Below are 18,493 nucleotides of genomic sequence, written 5' to 3'. Positions count from 1 at the left end.
GGGCGCCGCCGGAGCGGCCGGTCGCGCCGCTACTGCGTGCGCGCCAGCCGCTTCGCCCGGGCCGCCGCCGACACCTGCGTGACGACGACGATGAGGATCGCCAGCACGAACACCGCCGAGGCGATCACGTTCGCCTCGGCGGGGATGCCGCGGGCCGCCGCGATGTAGATGTACTTCGGGAACGTGGTGACGGACCCGGAGTTGAAGTTCGTGATGATGAAGTCGTCGAAGCTCAGCGCGAACGAGAGCAATGCCGCCGCGAGGATGCCGGGCAGCAGCAGCGGGAAGGTGATCCGCCAGAAGACCTGGGCCGGTGAGGCGTAGAGGTCGCGCCCCGCCTCCTCGAGTCGCGGGTCGAGGCTCGCGACGCGCGCCTTCACCGTCACCACGACGAAGCTGATGCAGAACATCGTGTGCGCCAGGATGATCGTGACGAGGCCCTTCTCGGTGCCGAGCGCGAGGAACTGGGCGGCGAGTCCGGCGCCGAGCACCACCTCTGGGGTGGCCATCGGCAGGAACAGCAGCAGGCTGATCGCCGAGCGGAACCGGAAGCGGAACCGCACGAGTGCGATGGCGATCATCGTCCCGAGTGCGGTGGCCAGCACCGTCGCGACGACGCCGACCAGCAGGCTGTTGCCGAACGCCGTCATCACCTCCTCGCTCGTCCAGGCCGAGACCCACTTGTCGAAGGTGAAGCCCCGCCAGGCGAGGTTGCTCTTGCCCGAGTCGTTGAACGAGTAGACGAAGGTGTAGCCGATGGGGATCAGCAGGAAGATCAGGGCGAGGGTGGTGTAGATCCCGAGCCCGAGGCCCTTGAAGCGGCGGGGGCCTCGCACCGGCGCGGGAGCGGGTGCTCCCAGCGCCTCCTGGGCGCTCGCGACGGGGCGGTCGGCGGTGGCGGTCACAGGAGGTCCTCCGTTCCACTGCGCTTCACGTAGAAGCCGACGATGACCAGGATCACGGCCATCAGGACGATCGACAGCGCGGCGGCGGCCGGGTAGTTCTCGAGGGTCAGGAAGTTCGCCTCGATCGCGTTGCCCACCATCGAGGTCTGCGACGAGCCGAGGAAGTCCCGGCTCGCATTGATGTAGTCGCCCGCGGCCGGGATGAAGGTGAGCAGCGTGCCCGAGACGATGCCGGGCATCGAGAGCGGCACCGTGACCTTCCAGAACACCGAGGCGGGGTGCGCGTAGAGGTCGGAGCCGGCCTCGAGCAGCCGGGTGTCCAGCCGCTCCAGCGTCGTGTACAGCGGCAGGGTCATGAAGGGGATGAAGTTGTAGGTGATGCCGAAGACGACGGCGATCGGAGTCCCCGTGAGGTGGCCGTCGGAGGGCAGGATCGCGACGGTCTTGAGGGCCTGCACGAGCGGGCTCTCGTCGGCGAGGATCTGCTTCCACGCCAGCGTGCGCAGCAGGAAGCTGATGAAGAACGGCGCGATCACCAGCGTCAGCAGCAGGTTCTGCAGCAGCGGCCACGGCCGCGCCTTCACTCCGATGAAGTAGGCGAGCGGGTAGCTGATGACGAGCGCGAGCACCGTGGCGATCAGCGCGTAGCCGAAGGAGCGGATCGCGTGCGGCCAGTAGTCGGCCATCACGACGAGGTAGTTCTGCCAGGCGAAGCCCGGCGCGTACTCGCCGATGTCCCCGTCCGGCACCTCGACCTGGAACGAGGTCAGCACGAGCGAGATCAGCGGCGTCAGGAAGAAGAGCAGCATGTAGACGATGCCCGGCAGCAGGAGCACCAGGGCGATCGTCGACCGCCGGCGGACCGGCGGATCGAGCGTGTCGGCAGAGCCGGTCGCGAACGCAGCGAAGGCCATGCCTACGCCCCTCCGGAGCGTCCGGCGAGCAGCCCGCGCTTCTGCAGGGCGATCGAGCGGGTGGAGTCGTCGGCGGCGAAGCGGGGCACGGTGCCCGGCTCGTCGGCCAGACCGAAGCCGTGCTCGATGCTCCAGCTGACCCAGACCTGCGCGCCCTCGCCGACGACCGGCCCGAAGACCATGTTCTGGGCGAAGACGACGATCGAGCCGAGCGTCGGGATCTCGATCGTGTACTGCGTGCTGACGCCGCTGAAGGAGACGTCGACGACGCGCCCCGGGCCCAGCACGTTGCGGTCCGGCGAGTCGGCCGGCGCCTCCGTGAGCAGCTGGAGCTTCTCGGGGCGGACGCCGATCGTCATCTCGCCGGACTCGCGAGCCGCACGGGCGGTGGGCACGACGATCCGGGCGTCGCCGGCCGCGATCGTCAGCGCGGTGGCGGTCGAGCCGACGACCTCGCCGGTGAAGAGGTTCGACTGGCCGAGGAAGTTCGCGACGAAGACCGTCCGCGGGAGCTCGTAGAGCGCCTCGGGGGCGCCCATCTGCTCGATCCTGCCCTTGTTCATCACCGCGACCGTGTCGGCCATGGTCATGGCCTCCTCCTGGTCGTGCGTGACGTGCAGGAAGGTGAGGCCGACCTCCTCCTGGATCGACTTCAGCTCGAGCTGCATCTGTCGGCGGAGCTTGAGGTCGAGCGCGCCGAGCGGCTCGTCGAGGAGCAGGAGCGCGGGCCGGTTGACGATGGCCCGGGCGAGGGCGACCCGCTGCTGCTGCCCGCCCGAGAGCTGGGCCGGGCGGCGCTGGGCGAGGTGGTCGAGCTCGACCAGCCGGAGCGCCTCGTGCGCCTTGCCGACCGGGTCGTCGATCCGCCGGCGCTTGAGACCGAAGGCGACGTTCTCGAGGATCGACATGTGCGGGAACAGCGCGTACGACTGGAAGACGGTGTTGACCGGGCGCTGGAACGTCTTGGTAGCCGTGACGTCCTTCCCGCCGATGAGGATCCGGCCGGCGCTGGGCTCCTCGAGGCCCGCGACGAGCCGCAGGGTGGTCGTCTTCCCGCAGCCGGAGGGTCCGAGCAGGGCGAAGAAGGAGCCCGCGGGGATCGTGAGATCCAGCGAGTCGATGGCGGTGAAGCCCGGGTACTGCTTGCTGATCCCGACCAGCTCGAGGTCGGCGCCGCGCTCGGCGAAGGTTCCCATCGCCATCAGATGCCCAGCAGCACTTTCTGGAACTCGGCCTGGTAGTCCTTCTCCTCGTCCGCGGTGAGCGTCCGGAAGATGTGGGACTGCGCGAGCGTGTCCTCGTCGGGGAAGATCAGCTGGTTCTCGGCCAGCTCCGGGTCGATGCTCTCCATGGCGTCCTTCGCTCCGTCGACGGGGGTGATGTAGTTGACCCAGGCGGCCACCTCGGCGGCGACCTCCGGCTCGTAGTAGTAGTTCATCAGCGCTTCCGCGTTGGCCTTGCGCTGGGAGCCCATCGGCACGACGAAGGTGTCGTTCCACAGGGTGCCGCCGGAGTCGGGGAGCGCGAACTCCCATTTGTCGCCGGCCTCGGTGTTGATCAGCGTGATGTCGCCCGACCAGCAGATCGCCGCGAGGGTGTCCTCGTTCTGCAGGTCGTTGAGGTACGCGTTGCCCTTGATGTTGCGGATCTGGCCCTCGTCGACCTGCTTCCGGAAGACGTCGATCGCGTTCATGAACTCGTCGTCCCCCCAGGAGCCGGCGATGTCGGTGCCCTGGGCGAGCATGATCAGTCCGATGGTGTCGCGCATCTCGCTGAGCACGCCGACCCGGCCGCGCAGTGCCGGGTCCCAGAGGTCCTCCACGCTCGCGAGTCCGTTCGGCAGCTTCTCCTTGTTCCAGCAGATCCCGGCGAAGCCGGCCTGGAACGGGAGGGAACGGTGGCGGCCCGGATCGAAGTCGGGGTTCGCGAGCGAGGGGGTGAGGTTCGCGATGTTCGGGATGTTCGCGTGATCGAGCTCCTGGATGTAGCCGCGCCGGGCCAGCCGCGAGACCATCCACTCGGTCAGGCAGACGGTGTCGGCGCCGATGTACTGGCCGAGCGCGAGCTGGTCCTTGACCTTGCCGTAGTAGGAGTTGTTGTCGTCGACCGCGACGTTGTAGGTGACGGAGATGCCGGACTGCTCCTCGAACGCCGTCAGCGTCGGGTAGCCGCCGTCGTCGTCCTCGTCGAGGTAGGCCGGCCAGTTGTCCCAGACCAGTCTCGGATCGGAGGCGGACTCGTCGACCGCGGCGGTGGGGGCGGCGCGCGAGACCGGGGCGCAGCCGGCGAGCGCCAGCGCGCCGACGCCGAGCCCGAGACCGCCGAGGACTGCGCGCCGCGAGAGCATCGCGCGCCGCTCCCGCTCGCGGGATCGTGCGACGGCGATGGCCTCGCGGAGGACGGGGTCCCTCGGGAGAGGACGGGTCATGGCTGCGGCTCCTGACTGCGTCGGTGCTCGGGCCCACCGGCGTGAACGTGGGGAAATACTGGCACAGTGCTCGGACGTCTGTCGATGACGGACGGAGGAGATCGGTGATCTGGAAACATGATTGTCACGAAATCCGCGCTCCGAGGGCTCTCCGACCACGGATTCCTCCTGTTCGGAGCCGATGGTCAGGACACCGGGGCGTCCGGCCAGCGCGCACGACGAAGACAGTCGTCCATCAGGAGCAGCACCCTGTCGCCCGCGCAGAGAGGTGCCGGCGGGAGCGGGCCCAGCACGACCCGCGCCTCGGCCGGGGGGAGGTCGAGCACGACGGGCGCACCTGCGCGGAGGCGGGCGAGGAGCGCCCTCGCCACGGACCACTCCGCGACCGACCCGAGGATCGCCGCCCCGGCCGGAGGCAGCCCGTCCGCCACCACCGGGACCGGGAGCGCGGGGACACCGGCCGCGGTGAGCCTCGCCCGCAACGCTCCCGCGCGGTTCGTCAGGACGGCGGTGGGCTCCTCGCCCGTCGGCACGACCGGCACGGCCGCCGGACGCCTGCCCGACGGCGACGGCGGCGGCGCGAAGACCTGGATCCGCTCCCCGCGCCACCAGCCGCCGCCCGGGGGCAGGTCGCCGCGGTACGGCTCGCCGTGCAGCGCGAGCAGCTGGTGCTCCTGCCGGTGTGCGGCGCGCAGCAGCAGGACGTCGTCGAAGGAGTCCCGGAGACCGGCGAGACCGTCGGTCGCCCGGCGGGCGGTGGCGACGATCGGCTCCCCGCCGGAGCGGAGCGCCGTCTGCAGGGCGTCGAGGAGTCGCCGGCGCTCGTCCTCGGTGCAGCGTCGCAGCAGCAGATCCAGGTCGTCGAGCAGGAGCGGACCGGACGGCCCCTCCTCGGCGACGATCGCGTCCCAGGCCCCCTCGGCGTCGAGCGGGCCGACCGTGCGAGCGCCGCCGAGCTGCGCGGCGACCGTGCGGAGCGCGCCGCTGCGACCGGAGCCCGCTGCTCCGAGGACGAGGAGGGAGCGGTGATCGAGGTGGACGACGTCCTGGCGCTGCTCGGCCGGGCGGTCGACGACGCCGAGCGCGATCCGGCCCGTCCGCCGGTGCTCCGGCAGGAGGATCCGGTCGGGGAGCGGGTCGAGCCAGGGCCGGTGCGCCGGGGCCGACCCGGCGCCGCTCCGCCTCGCCCTGGCGATGTCGTCCTCCTGCGCGAGGGCCGCCTGGATCAGCTGGCCGCGTCCACCGATCGACACCACGCACCGACCCGCCGCGCGGTGCGGGATCCGCGCGGCGGCGTCCGAGCCGATCAGTGCTCGCGAGTCGGCGGCGTCGTGCACCCGGAGCGCGATCCGGAGACCGCAGTTCGCCGCGACCGCGTCGCGGACGACGCCGACCGGCCGCTGGGTGCAGAGCACGAGGTGGACGCCGAGCGAGCGCCCGCGCGCGGCGATGTCGGCGAAGGTGCGGTGCAGCTCCGGTGCGCGCTCCAGCACGACCGCGCACTCGTCGACGACGACGACCAGCCGCGGGAGCACACCGGGTGCCAGCCGGGCGATGTCCGGGACGCCGCGCTCGGCGAGGACCACCTCGCGACGGCGCAGCTCGGCGGCGATGCTGGTGAAGGCGCGGAGAGCCCCCTCGGCGTCGAGATCGGTGACCACCCCGGTCACGTGCGGGAGGGGCCGGAGCGCGCTGAACCCCGCGCCGCCCTTGAAGTCCGCGAGCAGGAACGTCACGGCGGTCGGCGGGTGCCGGATCGCCAGCCCCACGACCCAGGCGATCAGGAGCTCGCTCTTGCCGCTCCCCGTCGTCCCGCCGACGACGGCGTGCGGTCCGTCGCGGACCAGATCGATCTCGATCGGGCCGCTCGGCGTCCGCCCCAGCAGCACCGGGAGGCCGGTGCCGTCCTCGGGTCCGTCCCGGCCACCGAGGTCGGAGAGCAGCACGGTCCCCGGGAGCTCCGCCGGTCCTGCGCCGCGGGCGGCGGCGAGCGACTCGGCGTAGCCGCGCGCCTGCTCCGCAGCCACGAAGTCGACGACCAGCGGCTCCGTGGTGCCGGGCCCTCTCCGGCCGACGACGCTCGCGACGCCGGCTCCGCCGAGCTGCACGATGCAGCGGCACCGCTTCGGCAGCTCGGCCGCCGTGCCGGCGAGGGCGAGGACGGCGTCCGCCTCGGTCGCCGCGTCCTCCTCCAGGACGGCGAGGGTGAGCGGCGCGCCGACCGACCGCGTGTGCGGGAGAGCGCGGAGGCAGCGCCAGCCGGTTCCGGCCGGCAGTTCGATGCGGAGGGCTTCCGGCGCGACGAGCTCCGCGATCTGCACCAGGAGCCCCCGCACCAGCGCGCGGGTGAGGACGGCGGGGCCGACGACGCCGATCCCCGAGGACATCGCTGCCAGCAGCACCTCCCGGTCCTCCCACGCGCCCTCCCCTGTTCCCCTCGCCCGACCGAGCACGACCTCGAGTCCCTCCGCCGGCCGGCGCCAGCGGGCGTCCGCCGGGACGCGCTGCTCGAGGACCTCGAGCGGGAGCGGCGACGCGCGGCGGAGGGCGGCGAGCTCCTCCGCCCGCGCCTTGGCCGTCGCGACGGTGTGCTCCGCGAGCTCCCGGGAGTAGCGCTCCGCCTCCCGCCGCGCGGTGCGGCGACGGAGACGGGCCGCGTCGAGGAAGGAGGCGAGCGCGACCACGGGCCCGAGAGCGGCGAGGGCCAGCGTGTACGGCGACGAGGTCAGCGCGTACAGCACGAGGGACGACACCACCGGGGTCAGCGCCGCGATCCACGGGAACGGCGGCCGCGGCGGCGTGCTCGGCGGAGTGGGCGGCAGGAGCCGTGCCCGGGGGTGCTGGATCGTCATCCGACCAGCGAAGCGGACGCCGGCCGCGCGCGGTGGGTCAGCGGGTGATCGGTGGACGGTTCGAGGCTGTGGAGGAGCCGTCGACCCGTTCCACCGCCATCTCGACCGCGGACAGCAGGAGCCTGCTGCCGATCTTCGCGCGGTAGCGGCGGCCCGCCTCGAGCGGGAGCGGGGCCTGCGTCGGGGCGACCAGCACGGTGCCGTTGGCCGACCAGCGATCGCTGACCCACAGGCCGCCCTCGTCGAAGCCGAACTCGAGGTGCGTCTTCGACAGCGAGCGCGTCGGATCGGGGACCGCGAGGATGTGCCGGAAGGTCTCGCCCGCATCCGGCAGCGGCTGACGGCCGATGAGACCGCTGCCGGTGACGATGGCGTGCTGCCCGGAGGCGAAGATCAGCTTCACGAGCCCCTGACTCGGCGGCGCCATGGGCGCCCCGGGAGCGGGCCGCCGGTGCCGGCCCGGTGCGAGACCGGGGAGCCAGGCACGGCGCGAGGGGTCGAGGACGGTGGTGTCGCCGGTCGACGCGGGGCGGGAGGCGCCGGGAGTCGCGTGCGAGGCCACCGAGGTGCCGCACTCTCCGCAGAGGATCGCCCCGGGATCGAGGGTGGAGCCACACGTGCTGCAGATCACCGAGACCACCCCTCCTCGACCCATGCTACCCGGGGCTCCGGCGGGCCTCCCGGGTCCGCGATCAGTCGCTCTCGCCGGTGACGGCGAGCACGTCGACGACGATCACCGTCACGTTGTCGCGTCCGCCGTTGCCGAGCGCCGCCTCGACCAGTCCGTCGGCGGCGTCCTGGGCCGTCTCCGCGGTGGAGAGCACGTGCTCGAGGCCCGCGTCCGTGAGCTCCTTGGTGAGCCCGTCCGAGCAGATCAGCAGCCGCGACGGGGCGATGACGGGAACCAGGCGGTAGTCGGGGACGGGCGGCTCGTGGAAGCCGACCGCCCTGGTGATCACGTTGCTGTGGGGGTGCACGTCGGCCTCGTCCCGGGTGATCAGGCCGGCATCGACGAGCTCCTGGACGATCGAGTGGTCGACCGTCAGCTGGACCAGGGCGCCCTGGACGCAGAGGTAGACGCGCGAGTCGCCGATGTTGAAGACGGACCAGTAGGGCTCGCCGCCCACGGCGGTCAGTGCCGCTCCGGTGACGGTGGTCCCTGTTCCGCCGTCGGCGGTGCGCGACTGGCGGGCGATGTAGTCCACGGCCTCACGGAGTGCGCGGTCGATCTCCTCCGCTCCCACGGTGCTGCCGGTCGCGGCGAGGGAGAGCCGGGACACGACGGCGTCGCTCGCCACCTCTCCGGCTGCATGACCGCCCATCCCGTCGGCGACGGCGAAGAGCGGTGTCTTCGCGAGGTAGCTGTCCTCGTTGGCGCTGCGCACCAGGCCGACCTCGGTGCGCGCCGCCCAGCCGAGGGTGACCTCCGCGGAGGGCGTGCTCGAGGACCAGGCCGAGACGGGGACGGTCACCGACGCTCGGCTGCGGCCGATCTGCGTCATCGCGTCTCCTCGCCTCCGCCGGCTCCGCGCATGCGGGCCGATCCCTCCGATGCTAGCGGCTGTGCGAGCACTGGAGACGCCCGCTCGGCGGCGCTCCGCAGCGCCCCCGCGGAGGATCGGACCGACCGTCCTCCGCGTGGGCGAGAGCGCTTCCGCGACAGTGGATTCCGTCATCCGGGACGCCTCGCCGATGCGGATTCACTTGCCGGGCCCCGCCGAGGCTGCCAGGATCATCGCATGAGCCCCTCCCGCCCTCCTGCGCCGCGCCCGCTCCAGCTCGACGACGTGTCCAAGGCGATCATCGAGCAGCTGCAGGCCGACGGCCGGCGCTCCTACGCCGAGATCGGCAAGGCGGTCGGGCTCAGCGAGGCGGCCGTCCGCCAGCGGGTGCAGAAGCTGACCGAGTCGGGCGTGATGCAGATCGTCGCCGTGACCGACCCGATGCAGCTCGGCTTCTACCGGCAGGCGATGATCGGGGTCCGCGTCACCGGGGACACCAGGGTGGTCGCGGACAGCCTCGCGGCGATCCCCGCCGTGGACTACGTGGTGCTGACGGCCGGCACCTTCGACATCCTCGCCGAGGTCGTCTGCGAGAACGACGACGACCTGATCGCCCTGCTCAACCAGGAGATCCGGTCGCTCCCGGGGGTGCTCTCGACCGAGACCTTCGTCTATCTGAAACTCCACAAGCAGTTCTACAACTGGGGAACGCGGTAACCGATGACCACAGAGACAGCATTCTCGAGCCAGGGCCTCGCGTCGGGCGATCCGGTGAAGGGCGAGGACGCCCCGGCCGGCTTCGACGACGCCGCGCTGCAGAAGAAGGCCAAGGACCACCTCTGGATGCACTTCACCCGGCAGTCGGTGATGGACTCCGGCGCGGGGGTCCCCATCATCACCCGGGGTGAGGGCCATCACATCTGGGACAGCACGGGCCGGAAGTACTTCGACGGGCTCTCCGGGCTCTTCGTCGTCAACGCGGGCCACGGCCGGCGTCGGCTCGCGGAGGCCGCGGCCAAGCAGGCGGCCGAGCTCTCGTTCTTCCCGCTCTGGTCGTACGCGACGCCCTCGGCGATCGAGCTCGCCGATCGCCTCGCGGATCACGCACCGGGCGACCTCAACCGCGTGTTCTTCTCGACCGGTGGCGGTGAGGCCGTCGAGACGGCCTTCAAGCTGGCGAAGCACTTCTGGAAGCTCCAGGGCAAGCCGGGCAAGCACAAGGTGATCTCGCGCTCGGTCGCCTACCACGGCACCCCGCAGGGCGCCCTGGCGATCACCGGCATCCCGGCGATGAAGGCGATGTTCGAGCCGATCGTGCCCGGCGGTTTCCGCGTGCCGAACACCAACTTCTACCGCGCGCCCCAGCACGGCGACGACCTGGAGGCCTTCGGCGTCTGGGCCGCGGACCGCATCGAGGAGATGATCGAGTTCGAGGGCCCCGAGACGGTCGCCGCCGTCTTCCTCGAGCCGGTGCAGAACTCCGGTGGCTGCTTCCCCCCGCCGCCCGGCTACTTCCAGCGGGTGCGCGAGATCTGCGACCGGCACGACGTGCTCCTCGTCTCGGACGAGGTGATCTGCGCCTTCGGGCGGATCGGCCACATGTTCGCCTGCGACGAGTACGGCTACGTGCCGGACATGATCACCTGCGCGAAGGGCATGACCAGCGGCTACTCCCCCATCGGCGCCACCATCGTCAGCGACCGCATCTACGAGCCCTTCCGGCACGGCGAGGTCTCCTTCCCGCACGGCTACACCTTCGGCGGGCACCCCGTCTCGGCCGCGGTCGCGCTGGAGAACCTCGACATCTTCGAGGAGGAGAAGCTCAACGAGAACGTGCGGGAGAACTCGCCGCTCTTCCGCTCCACGCTCGAGAAGCTGCTCGACCTGCCGATCGTCGGCGACGTCCGCGGCGCGGGCTACTTCTTCGGGATCGAGCTGGTCAAGGACAAGACGACCAAGGAGACCTTCAACGCGGAGGAGTCGGAGCGCCTGCTCCGCGGCTTCCTCTCGAAGGCGCTGTTCGACGCCGGCCTGTACTGCCGGGCGGACGACCGCGGCGACCCCGTCGTGCAGCTCGCACCGCCGCTCACCATCGGACCGAAGGAGTTCGACGAGATCGAGCAGATCCTGCGCTCCGTGCTGACGGAGGCCTGGGCGCGACTCTGACGTGCTCGTGCGCGCCGCCGGAGGAACTGGCGGCGCTCACGAGCACGCCGGACGCGCCTCACGCGGCACGGCGCCCCTCGGCGACCCACGGGCACGGCTCGCCGCCCTCGAGAGCGGCTGCGAGGATCCGCGAGTCGTGATCGTGCGGGTCGAGGCGGACCGCCTCCCGCGCGAGGAGCGCCGCTGAGCGGATCGACCCCGACGACCAGTGGAGCGTGGCGAGCAGGACCAGCAGCGGTCCCCGCTCGGTCGCCGGCGCCGCCGCGGCCGCGTGCGCGACGAGCCCGATGACGGACGACGCAGCGGCGCGGTCGGGAGAGGCGACGAGTCGGATCACCCGCTCCCGCCCTTCCCGCCGTTGCGCACCGACGATGAGCGCGGCGAGCGCGCGGGTCCGCGGCTGCCAGGGACGACCCGCGGCTGCGCGCAGCAGAAGGGACTCGACGTCGGCCGTCACCGCCTCGGGGAGACGAGCGCGCGGGTGCCGGTCGAGCAGCGCGTCCACCTCCGCCGCGATCGCCAGCGCCTCCCCTCGGTCGGCGGCGGGCAGCAGTTCCGCCGAGGGGGTCTCGCCGGCCCTTCTGAGGACCGTCGTTCCGCTGCCCGGTCGGCGCGGGCGGCGCGGGCCGGCGGGGACGAGCACCTCCACGGCGATTCCGAGCTCCTGCGCTCGACTGCTCAGCGCGCCGATCAGCGCACCGGCGGACGGAACGCGTCGGTCGCAGGAGAACAGCACGATCACCAGGCACTCCACGCGCCCGAAGCGCCCGAGGGCCCCGATCCAGACCCGTGCTGCTCGTGTCGGATCGCCGACAGCGAGGTCGAAGCGGAGGGCGCCGGTGGGCGTGCCGCACCTCAGCGGGACGAGGACGACGCTCTCGTGGGGCGGATGCCCGAGCAGGCGAGGGATCGCCGCGAGCACGGCGTTGTGATCGACGGGGTGGACCGGAGGCGATGCAGTGGATGTCATGCGGCAACGGTGGCGGGCCCGGCGTCGCTGCGGGGCGGGGCCCACGGCGACCGGAAGACAGATCGCCGGAACGCCACCTGTGGAGGACGCAGGCCCACCGCGCCCGGACGTGCGCCCGGTGGGTGGATCTCGATACGCCCGCTCCGCGGGCTACTCGATCAGCAGGGTGGCCCGACGCTCCGCAGTCGGCACATGCATGCTGGTCGAGTAGCCCCGCAGGGGCGTATCGAGACCCGCCCACCGTCAGCACGGCGGGACTGCGAGGCCGGTGGATCTCGACGCGCCCGTTCCGTCCTCCACAGGCCGCCGAGCTGCGGAGCCGTCCACCGATGTCCGATTCCCGCCGGTCACCCGCGTGAGCCGCGGCTACTCTCGTGGCATGAGAACGACTCCCCTGCACGTGCGCCGCACCGTCAGCCCCCTCGGCCGGATCGAGGTCGGCAGCGACGGCGAGTCGATCGTCTCGCTCGCGATCGAGAACGGCGGAACCCTCCCGCACGACCACCTGCCCGACAGCTCGCTCCCCGTCCTCTGCACCGCGGTCGACCAGCTCGATGCGTACTTCGCCGGCGAGCGGCGCACCTTCGACCTGCCGCTGCTGCTCCGTGGAACGCCCTTCCAGCTGGAGATCTGGGGAGCGCTCCAGGGGATCGGCTTCGGCGAGATCACCTCCTACGGTGCCCTCGGGCAGGCGACGGGACGGCTCCGCTCCGGTCGGCCCATCGGCGGCGCCGTCGGCGCGAACCCGATCCCGATCCTCGTCGGCTGCCACCGTGTGCTGGCCGGAGACGGCCGGATCACCGGCTTCAGTGCCGGTGAGGGCGTCGCCACGAAGGCCTGGCTGCTCGATCACGAGGGGATCGCGCACCGATGACGGCCGAGAACGGGCTGATCACCGACGCGGACGGGACCGTCCGCTGCGGCTGGAGCGGCGACGACGTCGAGTACCGCCGCTACCACGACGAGGAGTGGGGCGTCCCCCTGCACGGAGACCGGCCGCTCTTCGAGAAGATCTGCCTCGAGGGCTTCCAGGCGGGGCTCTCCTGGATCACCATCCTCCGCAAGCGGCCACGGTTCCGCGAGGTCTTCCACGGCTTCGATATCGACGTCGTCGCCGCGATGGACGCGGACGACGTGGACCGCCTGATGGACGACGCCGGCATCATCCGCAGCCGCCCCAAGATCCTCGCGACCATCGGCAACGCGCAGGCGGCCGTCACCCTGCGCGAGCGCGACGGCGAGGGCGCGATCGACCGCCTGGTCTGGTCGTTCGAGGAGGACGCCCCGCCCGGCCGGATCGTCCGCCCCGCCGACGTCCCGACCTCCACTCCGGCGTCCCTCGCGCTCTCGAAGGCGCTCCGGAAGGCCGGCTTCCGCTTCGTCGGCGCGACGACCATGTACGCCCTGCTGCAGTCGGCCGGCGTCGTCGACGACCACCTCACCGGGTGCTTCCGCGCCCGCTCCTGACGCTCAGGCCGAGCGCACGACGAGATCCAGCTCGCCGCTGCCGGCGTTCGGCGCCAGCTCGAACCCGCGGGACGCCGCCCACTCGATCAGCTCGGCGAGGGCGTCGGTCTCGACGCCGTCCTCCGCGAGCGCGCGGACGAAGAGACCCTTGCCCTGCTTGTTGAAGTGGTTGAGGTTGCGCAGCTGCCCCGTCGCGTCGCGCGACCGCACCCGGACGAAGAAGCGCCCCTCCCCCGGCTGCAGCGGCCCGAGCGCCGCGTAGGACTCGCTGCGCAGGTCGAGGACGAGACCCGGGAGCGCCGACAGCTCGCGCCCCGCCTCGGCAGCCCACCAGCGCTTGAGCGGCATCCCGGGGATACGCGAGTCGTGCGACAGCCGGTAGGCGGGGATGCCGTCGAGGCCCCGGACGGGACCCCAGAGCGCGGACTGCACCACGACGATCCGGCCGAGGACGCCGCGCGCCCCGGCCGAGAGCGACGCCGCCTCGAGCGCGTCGAACAGCACACCGTCGAAGCGGTCCACCGCGGGCATCGCCGGCGCGGTCGGCAGTGCCGCGTTGCGCTCGATCTCGCCGAGCTGCCGGGGACCGAGCTTCAGTGCGCGGGACGCCGCGTCCCGGTCGCCGGCGAGCGCGACCAGCGCGTCGCGCAGGGCGACGCGACGATCGGTCAGCCCCGGGAACGACAGCTCCTCGACCCGGAACTCGGCCGAGCCGCCGTCGCGCTTGGTCTCGGACGGGGGAAGCAGGACGTGCACGGGACTCCTCGGGAGGACGGCGTGCGAGAGCGCACGCGGGGGACGCGGCGAGGGGACGCCGCGCACGACGGAGGGGCCGGGCGATCGCGATGATCACCCGGCCCCTCCGGTCGCCGCTCGAGGCGGCGGGTCGTCAGACCAGCGCGGCCTCGCGGGCCACGACGGTGACGACGTCGTTCTCGACGGACAGGAAGCCGTCGTCCGCCTGCGCGGTGATCCGAGTCCCGTCGGCGGCCGTGACGCGCACCTCACCGGAGGCGAGGATCGCGAGCATCGGCTCGTGACCGACCAGGATGCCGATCTCGCCCTCGACGGTGCGAGCCGAGATCTGCTTCGCGTCGCCCGCCCAGACCTCCGCGTTCGCGGAGACGACGCTGACCTTCAGGAACGCGGCCATGATCAGCCGTTCTCCTTCTGGATCTGGGCCCACTTCTCCTCGACGTCCGTGATCGGGCCGACGTTGAAGAACGCCTGCTCGGCCACGTGGTCGAACTCGCCGCGGGCGATCGCGTCGAACGACTCGATGGTGTCCTTCAGCGGGACGGTCGAGCCCTCCACGCCGGTGAACTTCTTCGCCATGTAGGTGTTCTGCGAGAGGAACTGCTGGATCCGGCGCGCACGCGACACCGTGATCTTGTCCTCCTCGGAGAGCTCGTCGACGCCGAGGATCGCGATGATCTCCTGCAGCTCCTTGTTCTTCTGCAGGATCTGCTTGACGTTCGTGGCCACGCGGTAGTGGTCGGCACCCAGGTAGCGGGGGTCGAGGATTCGCGAGGTCGAGGTCAGCGGGTCGACGGCCGGGTAGAGGCCCTTCGACGCGATCTCACGGGAGAGCTCGGTCGTCGCGTCGAGGTGCGCGAACGTCGTGGCCGGCGCCGGGTCGGTGTAGTCGTCGGCGGGGACGTAGATCGCCTGCAGCGAGGTGATCGAGTGTCCGCGCGTCGAGGTGATGCGCTCCTGGAGCACACCCATCTCGTCGGCGAGGTTCGGCTGGTAGCCCACCGCGGAGGGCATGCGGCCCAGGAGGGTCGACACCTCCGAGCCGGCCTGGGTGAAGCGGAAGATGTTGTCGATGAAGAGCAGCACGTCCTGCTTCTGCACGTCGCGGAAGTACTCCGCCATCGTCAGCGCGGAGAGCGCGACGCGGAGGCGGGTTCCCGGCGGCTCGTCCATCTGGCCGAAGACGAGGGCCGTCTTGTCGAAGACGCCCGCCTCCTCCATCTCGGCGATGAGGTCGTTGCCCTCACGGGTGCGCTCGCCGACACCGGCGAACACGGACACTCCACCGTGGTCCTGCGCGACGCGCTGGATCATCTCCTGGATGAGGACGGTCTTGCCGACGCCCGCTCCGCCGAACAGGCCGATCTTGCCGCCCTGCACGTACGGGGTGAGGAGGTCGATGACCTTGATGCCGGTCTCGAAGAGCTCGGTCTTCGACTCGAGCTGGTCGAACGCCGGGGGCTTGCGGTGGATCGGCCAGCGCTCGGTGATCTCGAACGACTGTCCGTTGATCGTGCCGTCGGCGTCAGCGTTGAGCACCTCGCCGATCACGTTGAAGACCTTGCCCTTGGTCACGTCGCCGACCGGGACCGAGATCGGCAGGCCGGTGTCGTGGACCTCCTGGCCGCGGACGAGTCCGTCGGTCGGGTTGAGCGAGATGGCGCGGACGAGGTCGTCGCCCAGGTGCTGCGCGACCTCGAAGGTCAGCTTGGACGAGACGCCCTCGACCTCGACGTGCGTGTAGAGCGCGTTGTAGACCTCGGGGATCGCGTCGTGGGGGAACTCGATGTCAACGACGGGGCCGGTGACGCGGGCGATACGGCCGACGGCCCCGCCCGGAGTCCCGGTCGCCGCCTCAGGTGCGGTCAGTGTCATTGCTTCTTCCTTCTGTGGTCTCACCGCACCCGGAGGGCGGAGGCTTCGTGTCGGGGAGGTGCGCCGTCTACTTCGAGGACGACAGGGCGTCGGCGCCGCCGACGATCTCGGCGATCTGCTGCGTGATCTCGGTCTGGCGCGCGTTGTTGGCGAGCCGGGTGTAGGTCTTGATGAGGGTGTCGGCGTTGTCGCTCGCCGACTTCATCGCCTTCTGGCGCGCCGCGTGCTCGGACGCCGCCGACTGCAGCATCGCGTTGAAGATGCGGCTTTCGACGTAGACCGGCAGGAGGCGGTCGAGGACCGTCTCGGGGTCGGGCTCGAACTCGTAGAGCGGGTACAGATCGGTGTTCTGATCCTCGGCGCCCTCGACGACCTCGAGCGGCAGGAGCCGGACGACGGTCGGCTGCTGGGTGACCATGCTGACGAAGCGGTTGTACACGAGGTGGATCTCGTCCACTCCGCCCTCTTCGTCATCGAGGTTGTAGGAGTCGACGACCGCGTCGGCGATCTCCTTCGCCGTCTCGAACACCGGCTGGTCGGTGCCGCCCGTCCAGATGCGGACGCTCGGACGCCGGCGGAACGAGAAGTATGCGTTCGCCTTGCGGCCGACCAGGTAGAAGACGACCTCCTTGCCCTCGCTGCGCAGCAGCGAGGCCAGCTCCTCCGCCTCCTTGAGCACGCTAGAGGAGAACGCGCCCGCGAGGCCGCGGTCGGAGGTGAAGATCACGATCGCGGCCGTGTCGAGCTTCTCGCGCTCGGTCGTGAGCGGGTGCTCGACGTTCGAGTAGGTCGCGACGGCCGACACGGCGCGCGTGATGGCGTTCGAGTACGGAGCCGCGGCGGCGACGCGGTTCTGCGCCTTCTGGATGCGCGAGGCCGAGATCAGCTCCATGGCGCGGGTGATCTTCTTGGTCGTCTGGGCCGAGCGGATCTTCGACCGGTAGACCCGGAGTTGCGCTCCCATGTGTCTCCTGTTGTCCTTCTCTGAATCGTCAGGGGGCCGCTGTTAGCGACGGCCCTTGACGATCTTCTCCTGGCCGACCTCGTCGGCCGAGATCGCCTTGTGCTCCTCGCGCCCGACCGAGGCGAGCGGCTTGCCCTCACCGGTCTGGAACTCGAGCTTGAAGCCGTCGACGGCACGGTGCAGCTCGGCGACGGTGTCGTCGGAGAGCACGTTGGTGTCGCGCAGCGTGGAGAGGACCTGCGTGTTGCGGCCCAGGTAGTCGAGCAGCTCGCGCTCGAAGCGCAGCACGTCGGGGACGGGCACCTCGTCGAGCTTGCCGTTCGTTCCGGCCCAGATCGAGACGACCTGCTCCTCGACGGGGTACGGCGAGTACTGCGGCTGCTTGAGCAGCTCCGTGAGGCGGGCGCCGCGGGCGAGCTGACGGCGCGAGGCGGCGTCGAGGTCCGACGCGAACATCGCGAACGCCTCGAGCGAGCGGTACTGCGCCAGCTCGAGCTTCAGCGTTCCGGAGACCTTCTTGATCGACTTGACCTGGGCGTCACCGCCGACTCGCGACACCGAGATGCCCACGTCGACCGCCGGACGCTGGTTGGCGTTGAAGAGGTCGGACTGGAGGAAGATCTGGCCGTCGGTGATCGAGATCACGTTGGTCGGGATGTACGCCGAGACGTCGTTCGCCTTGGTCTCGATGATCGGGAGACCCGTCATCGAGCCGGCGCCGAGCTCGTCGGACAGCTTCGCGCAGCGCTCCAGCAGGCGGGAGTGCAGGTAGAAGACGTCGCCGGGGTACGCCTCGCGTCCCGGCGGGCGGCGCAGGAGGAGCGACACGGCGCGGTAGGCCTCGGCCTGCTTCGACAGGTCGTCGAAGATGATCAGGACGTGCTTGCCGCCGTACATCCAGTGCTGGCCGATGGCCGAGCCGGTGTAGGGGGCGAGGTACTTGAAGCCAGCGGGGTCCGAGGCGGGGGACGCGACGATCGTCGTGTACTCCATCGCTCCGGCGTCCTCGAGCGCGCCCTTCACCGAGGCGATGGTCGAGCCCTTCTGGCCGATGGCGACGTAGATGCAGCGGACCTGCTTGTTCGTGTCGCCGGACTCCCAGTTGGCCTTCTGGTTGATGATCGTGTCGATCGCGATGGCCGTCTTGCCGGTCTGGCGGTCGCCGATGATGAGCTGGCGCTGTCCGCGGCCGACGGGGATCATCGCGTCGATGGCCTTGATGCCGGTCTGCAGCGGCTCATGGACCGACTTGCGCGACATGACGCCGGGCGCCTGGAGCTCGAGGGCGCGGCGGCCCTCGGAGGCGATGTCGCCGAGTCCGTCGATCGGGTTGCCGAGCGGGTCGACGACGCGGCCGAGGTAGCCGTCGCCGACGGGGACGGAGAGGACCTCGCCGGTGCGGGTCACCTCCATGCCCTCCTCGATGCCGGAGAACTCGCCGAGGACGACGACGCCGATCTCGTTCTCGTCGAGGTTCTGAGCGAGGCCCAGCACGCCGTTGGAGAAGCGGATCAGCTCGTTCGCCATGACGCCGGGGAGTCCCTCGACGTGGGCGATGCCGTCGGCGGCGTCGATGACGTAGCCGACCTCGGTGGTGGACGCCTTGCCCGGCTCGTACGACGAGACGAAGTCCTTCAGCGCGTCGCGGATCTCATCCGGGCTGATGGTGATATCTGCCATGGGAATTCCTATTC

The 18,493-nt window shown here is 71.1% G+C and carries 17 protein-coding genes; 4 read left to right on the top strand and 13 right to left on the bottom strand.

Annotated elements, in window-relative coordinates:
• Window positions 1-29: 29 nt before the first annotated feature.
• The 7 genes from MT355_RS06775 to MT355_RS06745 form a co-directional block, all read right to left on the bottom strand.
• Complete coding sequence (locus MT355_RS06775; RefSeq protein ID WP_243599285.1) at window positions 30-797, bottom strand: ABC transporter permease; 768 nt, start codon at window positions 795-797, stop codon at window positions 30-32.
• Between the two features lie 104 nt (window positions 798-901).
• Window positions 902-1,819, bottom strand: a complete 918-nt coding sequence (locus tag MT355_RS06770) for an ABC transporter permease (RefSeq protein WP_123732044.1) — start codon at window positions 1,817-1,819, stop codon at window positions 902-904.
• 2 nt (window positions 1,820-1,821) lie between these two features.
• On the bottom strand, window positions 1,822-3,021 hold the full coding sequence (locus tag MT355_RS06765; protein ID WP_123735372.1) for an ABC transporter ATP-binding protein: 1,200 nt from the start codon (window positions 3,019-3,021) through the stop codon (window positions 1,822-1,824).
• Window positions 3,021-4,247, bottom strand: coding sequence for a PotD/PotF family extracellular solute-binding protein (locus tag MT355_RS06760; protein ID WP_123445518.1), 1,227 nt, complete (start codon window positions 4,245-4,247; stop codon window positions 3,021-3,023). The genes MT355_RS06765 and MT355_RS06760 overlap by 1 nt, the downstream gene beginning before the upstream one ends.
• A 185-nt stretch (window positions 4,248-4,432) precedes the next feature.
• Window positions 4,433-7,099 carry an FtsK/SpoIIIE domain-containing protein gene (locus MT355_RS06755; RefSeq protein WP_243598971.1) on the bottom strand — a complete coding sequence of 889 codons (2,667 nt, stop codon included), beginning with the start codon at window positions 7,097-7,099 and terminating at the stop codon, window positions 4,433-4,435.
• Window positions 7,100-7,136: 37 nt separating this feature from the next.
• Window positions 7,137-7,730, bottom strand: coding sequence for a hypothetical protein (locus MT355_RS06750; protein ID WP_243586517.1), 594 nt, complete (start codon window positions 7,728-7,730; stop codon window positions 7,137-7,139).
• A gap of 61 nt (window positions 7,731-7,791) precedes the next feature.
• Complete coding sequence (locus MT355_RS06745) at window positions 7,792-8,601, bottom strand: PP2C family serine/threonine-protein phosphatase (protein ID WP_243598970.1); 810 nt, start codon at window positions 8,599-8,601, stop codon at window positions 7,792-7,794.
• Window positions 8,602-8,838: 237 nt separating this feature from the next.
• Between MT355_RS06745 and MT355_RS06740 the strand changes: the two genes are divergently transcribed.
• Together MT355_RS06740 and MT355_RS06735 are read left to right on the top strand one after the other, a co-directional pair.
• The gene (locus tag MT355_RS06740; RefSeq protein ID WP_123445514.1) at window positions 8,839-9,318 is read left to right on the top strand and encodes an Lrp/AsnC family transcriptional regulator; all 480 of its coding nucleotides are present in this window, start codon (window positions 8,839-8,841) and stop codon (window positions 9,316-9,318) included.
• Between the two features lie 126 nt (window positions 9,319-9,444).
• Window positions 9,445-10,767 (top strand): aspartate aminotransferase family protein, encoded by a 1,323-nt coding sequence (locus tag MT355_RS06735; protein ID WP_243599284.1) that lies wholly within the window; start codon window positions 9,445-9,447, stop codon window positions 10,765-10,767.
• Window positions 10,768-10,825: 58 nt separating this feature from the next.
• Here MT355_RS06735 and MT355_RS06730 read toward each other — a convergent pair whose 3' ends face one another.
• Complete coding sequence (locus tag MT355_RS06730; RefSeq protein ID WP_243598969.1) at window positions 10,826-11,737, bottom strand: DUF4192 family protein; 912 nt, start codon at window positions 11,735-11,737, stop codon at window positions 10,826-10,828.
• 379 nt (window positions 11,738-12,116) lie between these two features.
• Here MT355_RS06730 and MT355_RS06725 point away from each other — a divergent pair, with 379 nt between their 5' ends.
• Both MT355_RS06725 and MT355_RS06720 read left to right on the top strand, forming a co-directional pair.
• Entirely contained in the window at window positions 12,117-12,611 is a 495-nt protein-coding gene (locus tag MT355_RS06725) for a methylated-DNA--[protein]-cysteine S-methyltransferase (RefSeq protein ID WP_123735367.1), read from the top strand.
• Complete coding sequence (locus MT355_RS06720) at window positions 12,608-13,204, top strand: DNA-3-methyladenine glycosylase I (RefSeq protein WP_243598968.1); 597 nt, start codon at window positions 12,608-12,610, stop codon at window positions 13,202-13,204. Before MT355_RS06725 ends, MT355_RS06720 begins: the two co-directional genes overlap by 4 nt.
• A 3-nt stretch (window positions 13,205-13,207) precedes the next feature.
• On the opposite strand, the gene MT355_RS06715 is transcribed toward MT355_RS06720, so the two are convergent.
• The 5 genes from MT355_RS06715 to atpA form a co-directional block, all read right to left on the bottom strand.
• The gene (locus MT355_RS06715; RefSeq protein WP_243598967.1) at window positions 13,208-13,960 is read right to left on the bottom strand and encodes a YaaA family protein; all 753 of its coding nucleotides are present in this window, start codon (window positions 13,958-13,960) and stop codon (window positions 13,208-13,210) included.
• A 133-nt stretch (window positions 13,961-14,093) separates the two neighbouring features.
• Window positions 14,094-14,357 carry a F0F1 ATP synthase subunit epsilon gene (locus MT355_RS06710; protein ID WP_243598966.1) on the bottom strand — a complete coding sequence of 88 codons (264 nt, stop codon included), beginning with the start codon at window positions 14,355-14,357 and terminating at the stop codon, window positions 14,094-14,096.
• Between the two features lie 2 nt (window positions 14,358-14,359).
• The gene (gene atpD / locus MT355_RS06705) at window positions 14,360-15,835 is read right to left on the bottom strand and encodes a F0F1 ATP synthase subunit beta (protein ID WP_123445507.1); all 1,476 of its coding nucleotides are present in this window, start codon (window positions 15,833-15,835) and stop codon (window positions 14,360-14,362) included.
• A 67-nt stretch (window positions 15,836-15,902) separates the two neighbouring features.
• Window positions 15,903-16,799 (bottom strand): F0F1 ATP synthase subunit gamma, encoded by an 897-nt coding sequence (locus MT355_RS06700; protein WP_123445506.1) that lies wholly within the window; start codon window positions 16,797-16,799, stop codon window positions 15,903-15,905.
• A gap of 42 nt (window positions 16,800-16,841) precedes the next feature.
• Entirely contained in the window at window positions 16,842-18,479 is a 1,638-nt protein-coding gene (gene atpA / locus MT355_RS06695) for a F0F1 ATP synthase subunit alpha (protein WP_123702905.1), read from the bottom strand.
• Window positions 18,480-18,493 lie beyond the last annotated feature (14 nt).

Source organism: Rathayibacter sp. VKM Ac-2929, assembly GCF_022815495.1.
Lineage (GTDB): Bacteria > Actinomycetota > Actinomycetes > Actinomycetales > Microbacteriaceae > Rathayibacter > Rathayibacter festucae.
This window is presented reverse-complemented; position numbering and strand designations above follow the sequence as displayed.

Bases quoted from the DNA above. Each gene is read 5' to 3' on its own strand.
- MT355_RS06770 (WP_123732044.1), bottom strand. From the start codon at position 1,819: ATGGCCTTCGCTGCGTTCGCGACCGGCTCTGCCGACACGCTCGATCCG.
- MT355_RS06765 (WP_123735372.1), bottom strand. From the start codon at position 3,021: ATGGCGATGGGAACCTTCGCCGAGCGCGGCGCCGACCTCGAGCTGGTC.
- MT355_RS06760 (WP_123445518.1), bottom strand. From the start codon at position 4,247: ATGACCCGTCCTCTCCCGAGGGACCCCGTCCTCCGCGAGGCCATCGCC.
- MT355_RS06755 (WP_243598971.1), bottom strand. From the start codon at position 7,099: ATGACGATCCAGCACCCCCGGGCACGGCTCCTGCCGCCCACTCCGCCG.
- MT355_RS06745 (WP_243598970.1), bottom strand. From the start codon at position 8,601: ATGACGCAGATCGGCCGCAGCCGAGCGTCGGTGACCGTCCCCGTCTCG.
- MT355_RS06740 (WP_123445514.1), top strand. From the start codon at position 8,839: ATGAGCCCCTCCCGCCCTCCTGCGCCGCGCCCGCTCCAGCTCGACGAC.
- MT355_RS06735 (WP_243599284.1), top strand. From the start codon at position 9,445: ATGCACTTCACCCGGCAGTCGGTGATGGACTCCGGCGCGGGGGTCCCC.
- MT355_RS06730 (WP_243598969.1), bottom strand. From the start codon at position 11,737: ATGACATCCACTGCATCGCCTCCGGTCCACCCCGTCGATCACAACGCC.
- MT355_RS06725 (WP_123735367.1), top strand. From the start codon at position 12,117: ATGAGAACGACTCCCCTGCACGTGCGCCGCACCGTCAGCCCCCTCGGC.
- MT355_RS06720 (WP_243598968.1), top strand. From the start codon at position 12,608: ATGACGGCCGAGAACGGGCTGATCACCGACGCGGACGGGACCGTCCGC.
- MT355_RS06710 (WP_243598966.1), bottom strand. From the start codon at position 14,357: ATGGCCGCGTTCCTGAAGGTCAGCGTCGTCTCCGCGAACGCGGAGGTC.
- atpD (WP_123445507.1), bottom strand. From the start codon at position 15,835: ATGACACTGACCGCACCTGAGGCGGCGACCGGGACTCCGGGCGGGGCC.
- MT355_RS06700 (WP_123445506.1), bottom strand. From the start codon at position 16,799: ATGGGAGCGCAACTCCGGGTCTACCGGTCGAAGATCCGCTCGGCCCAG.
- atpA (WP_123702905.1), bottom strand. From the start codon at position 18,479: ATGGCAGATATCACCATCAGCCCGGATGAGATCCGCGACGCGCTGAAG.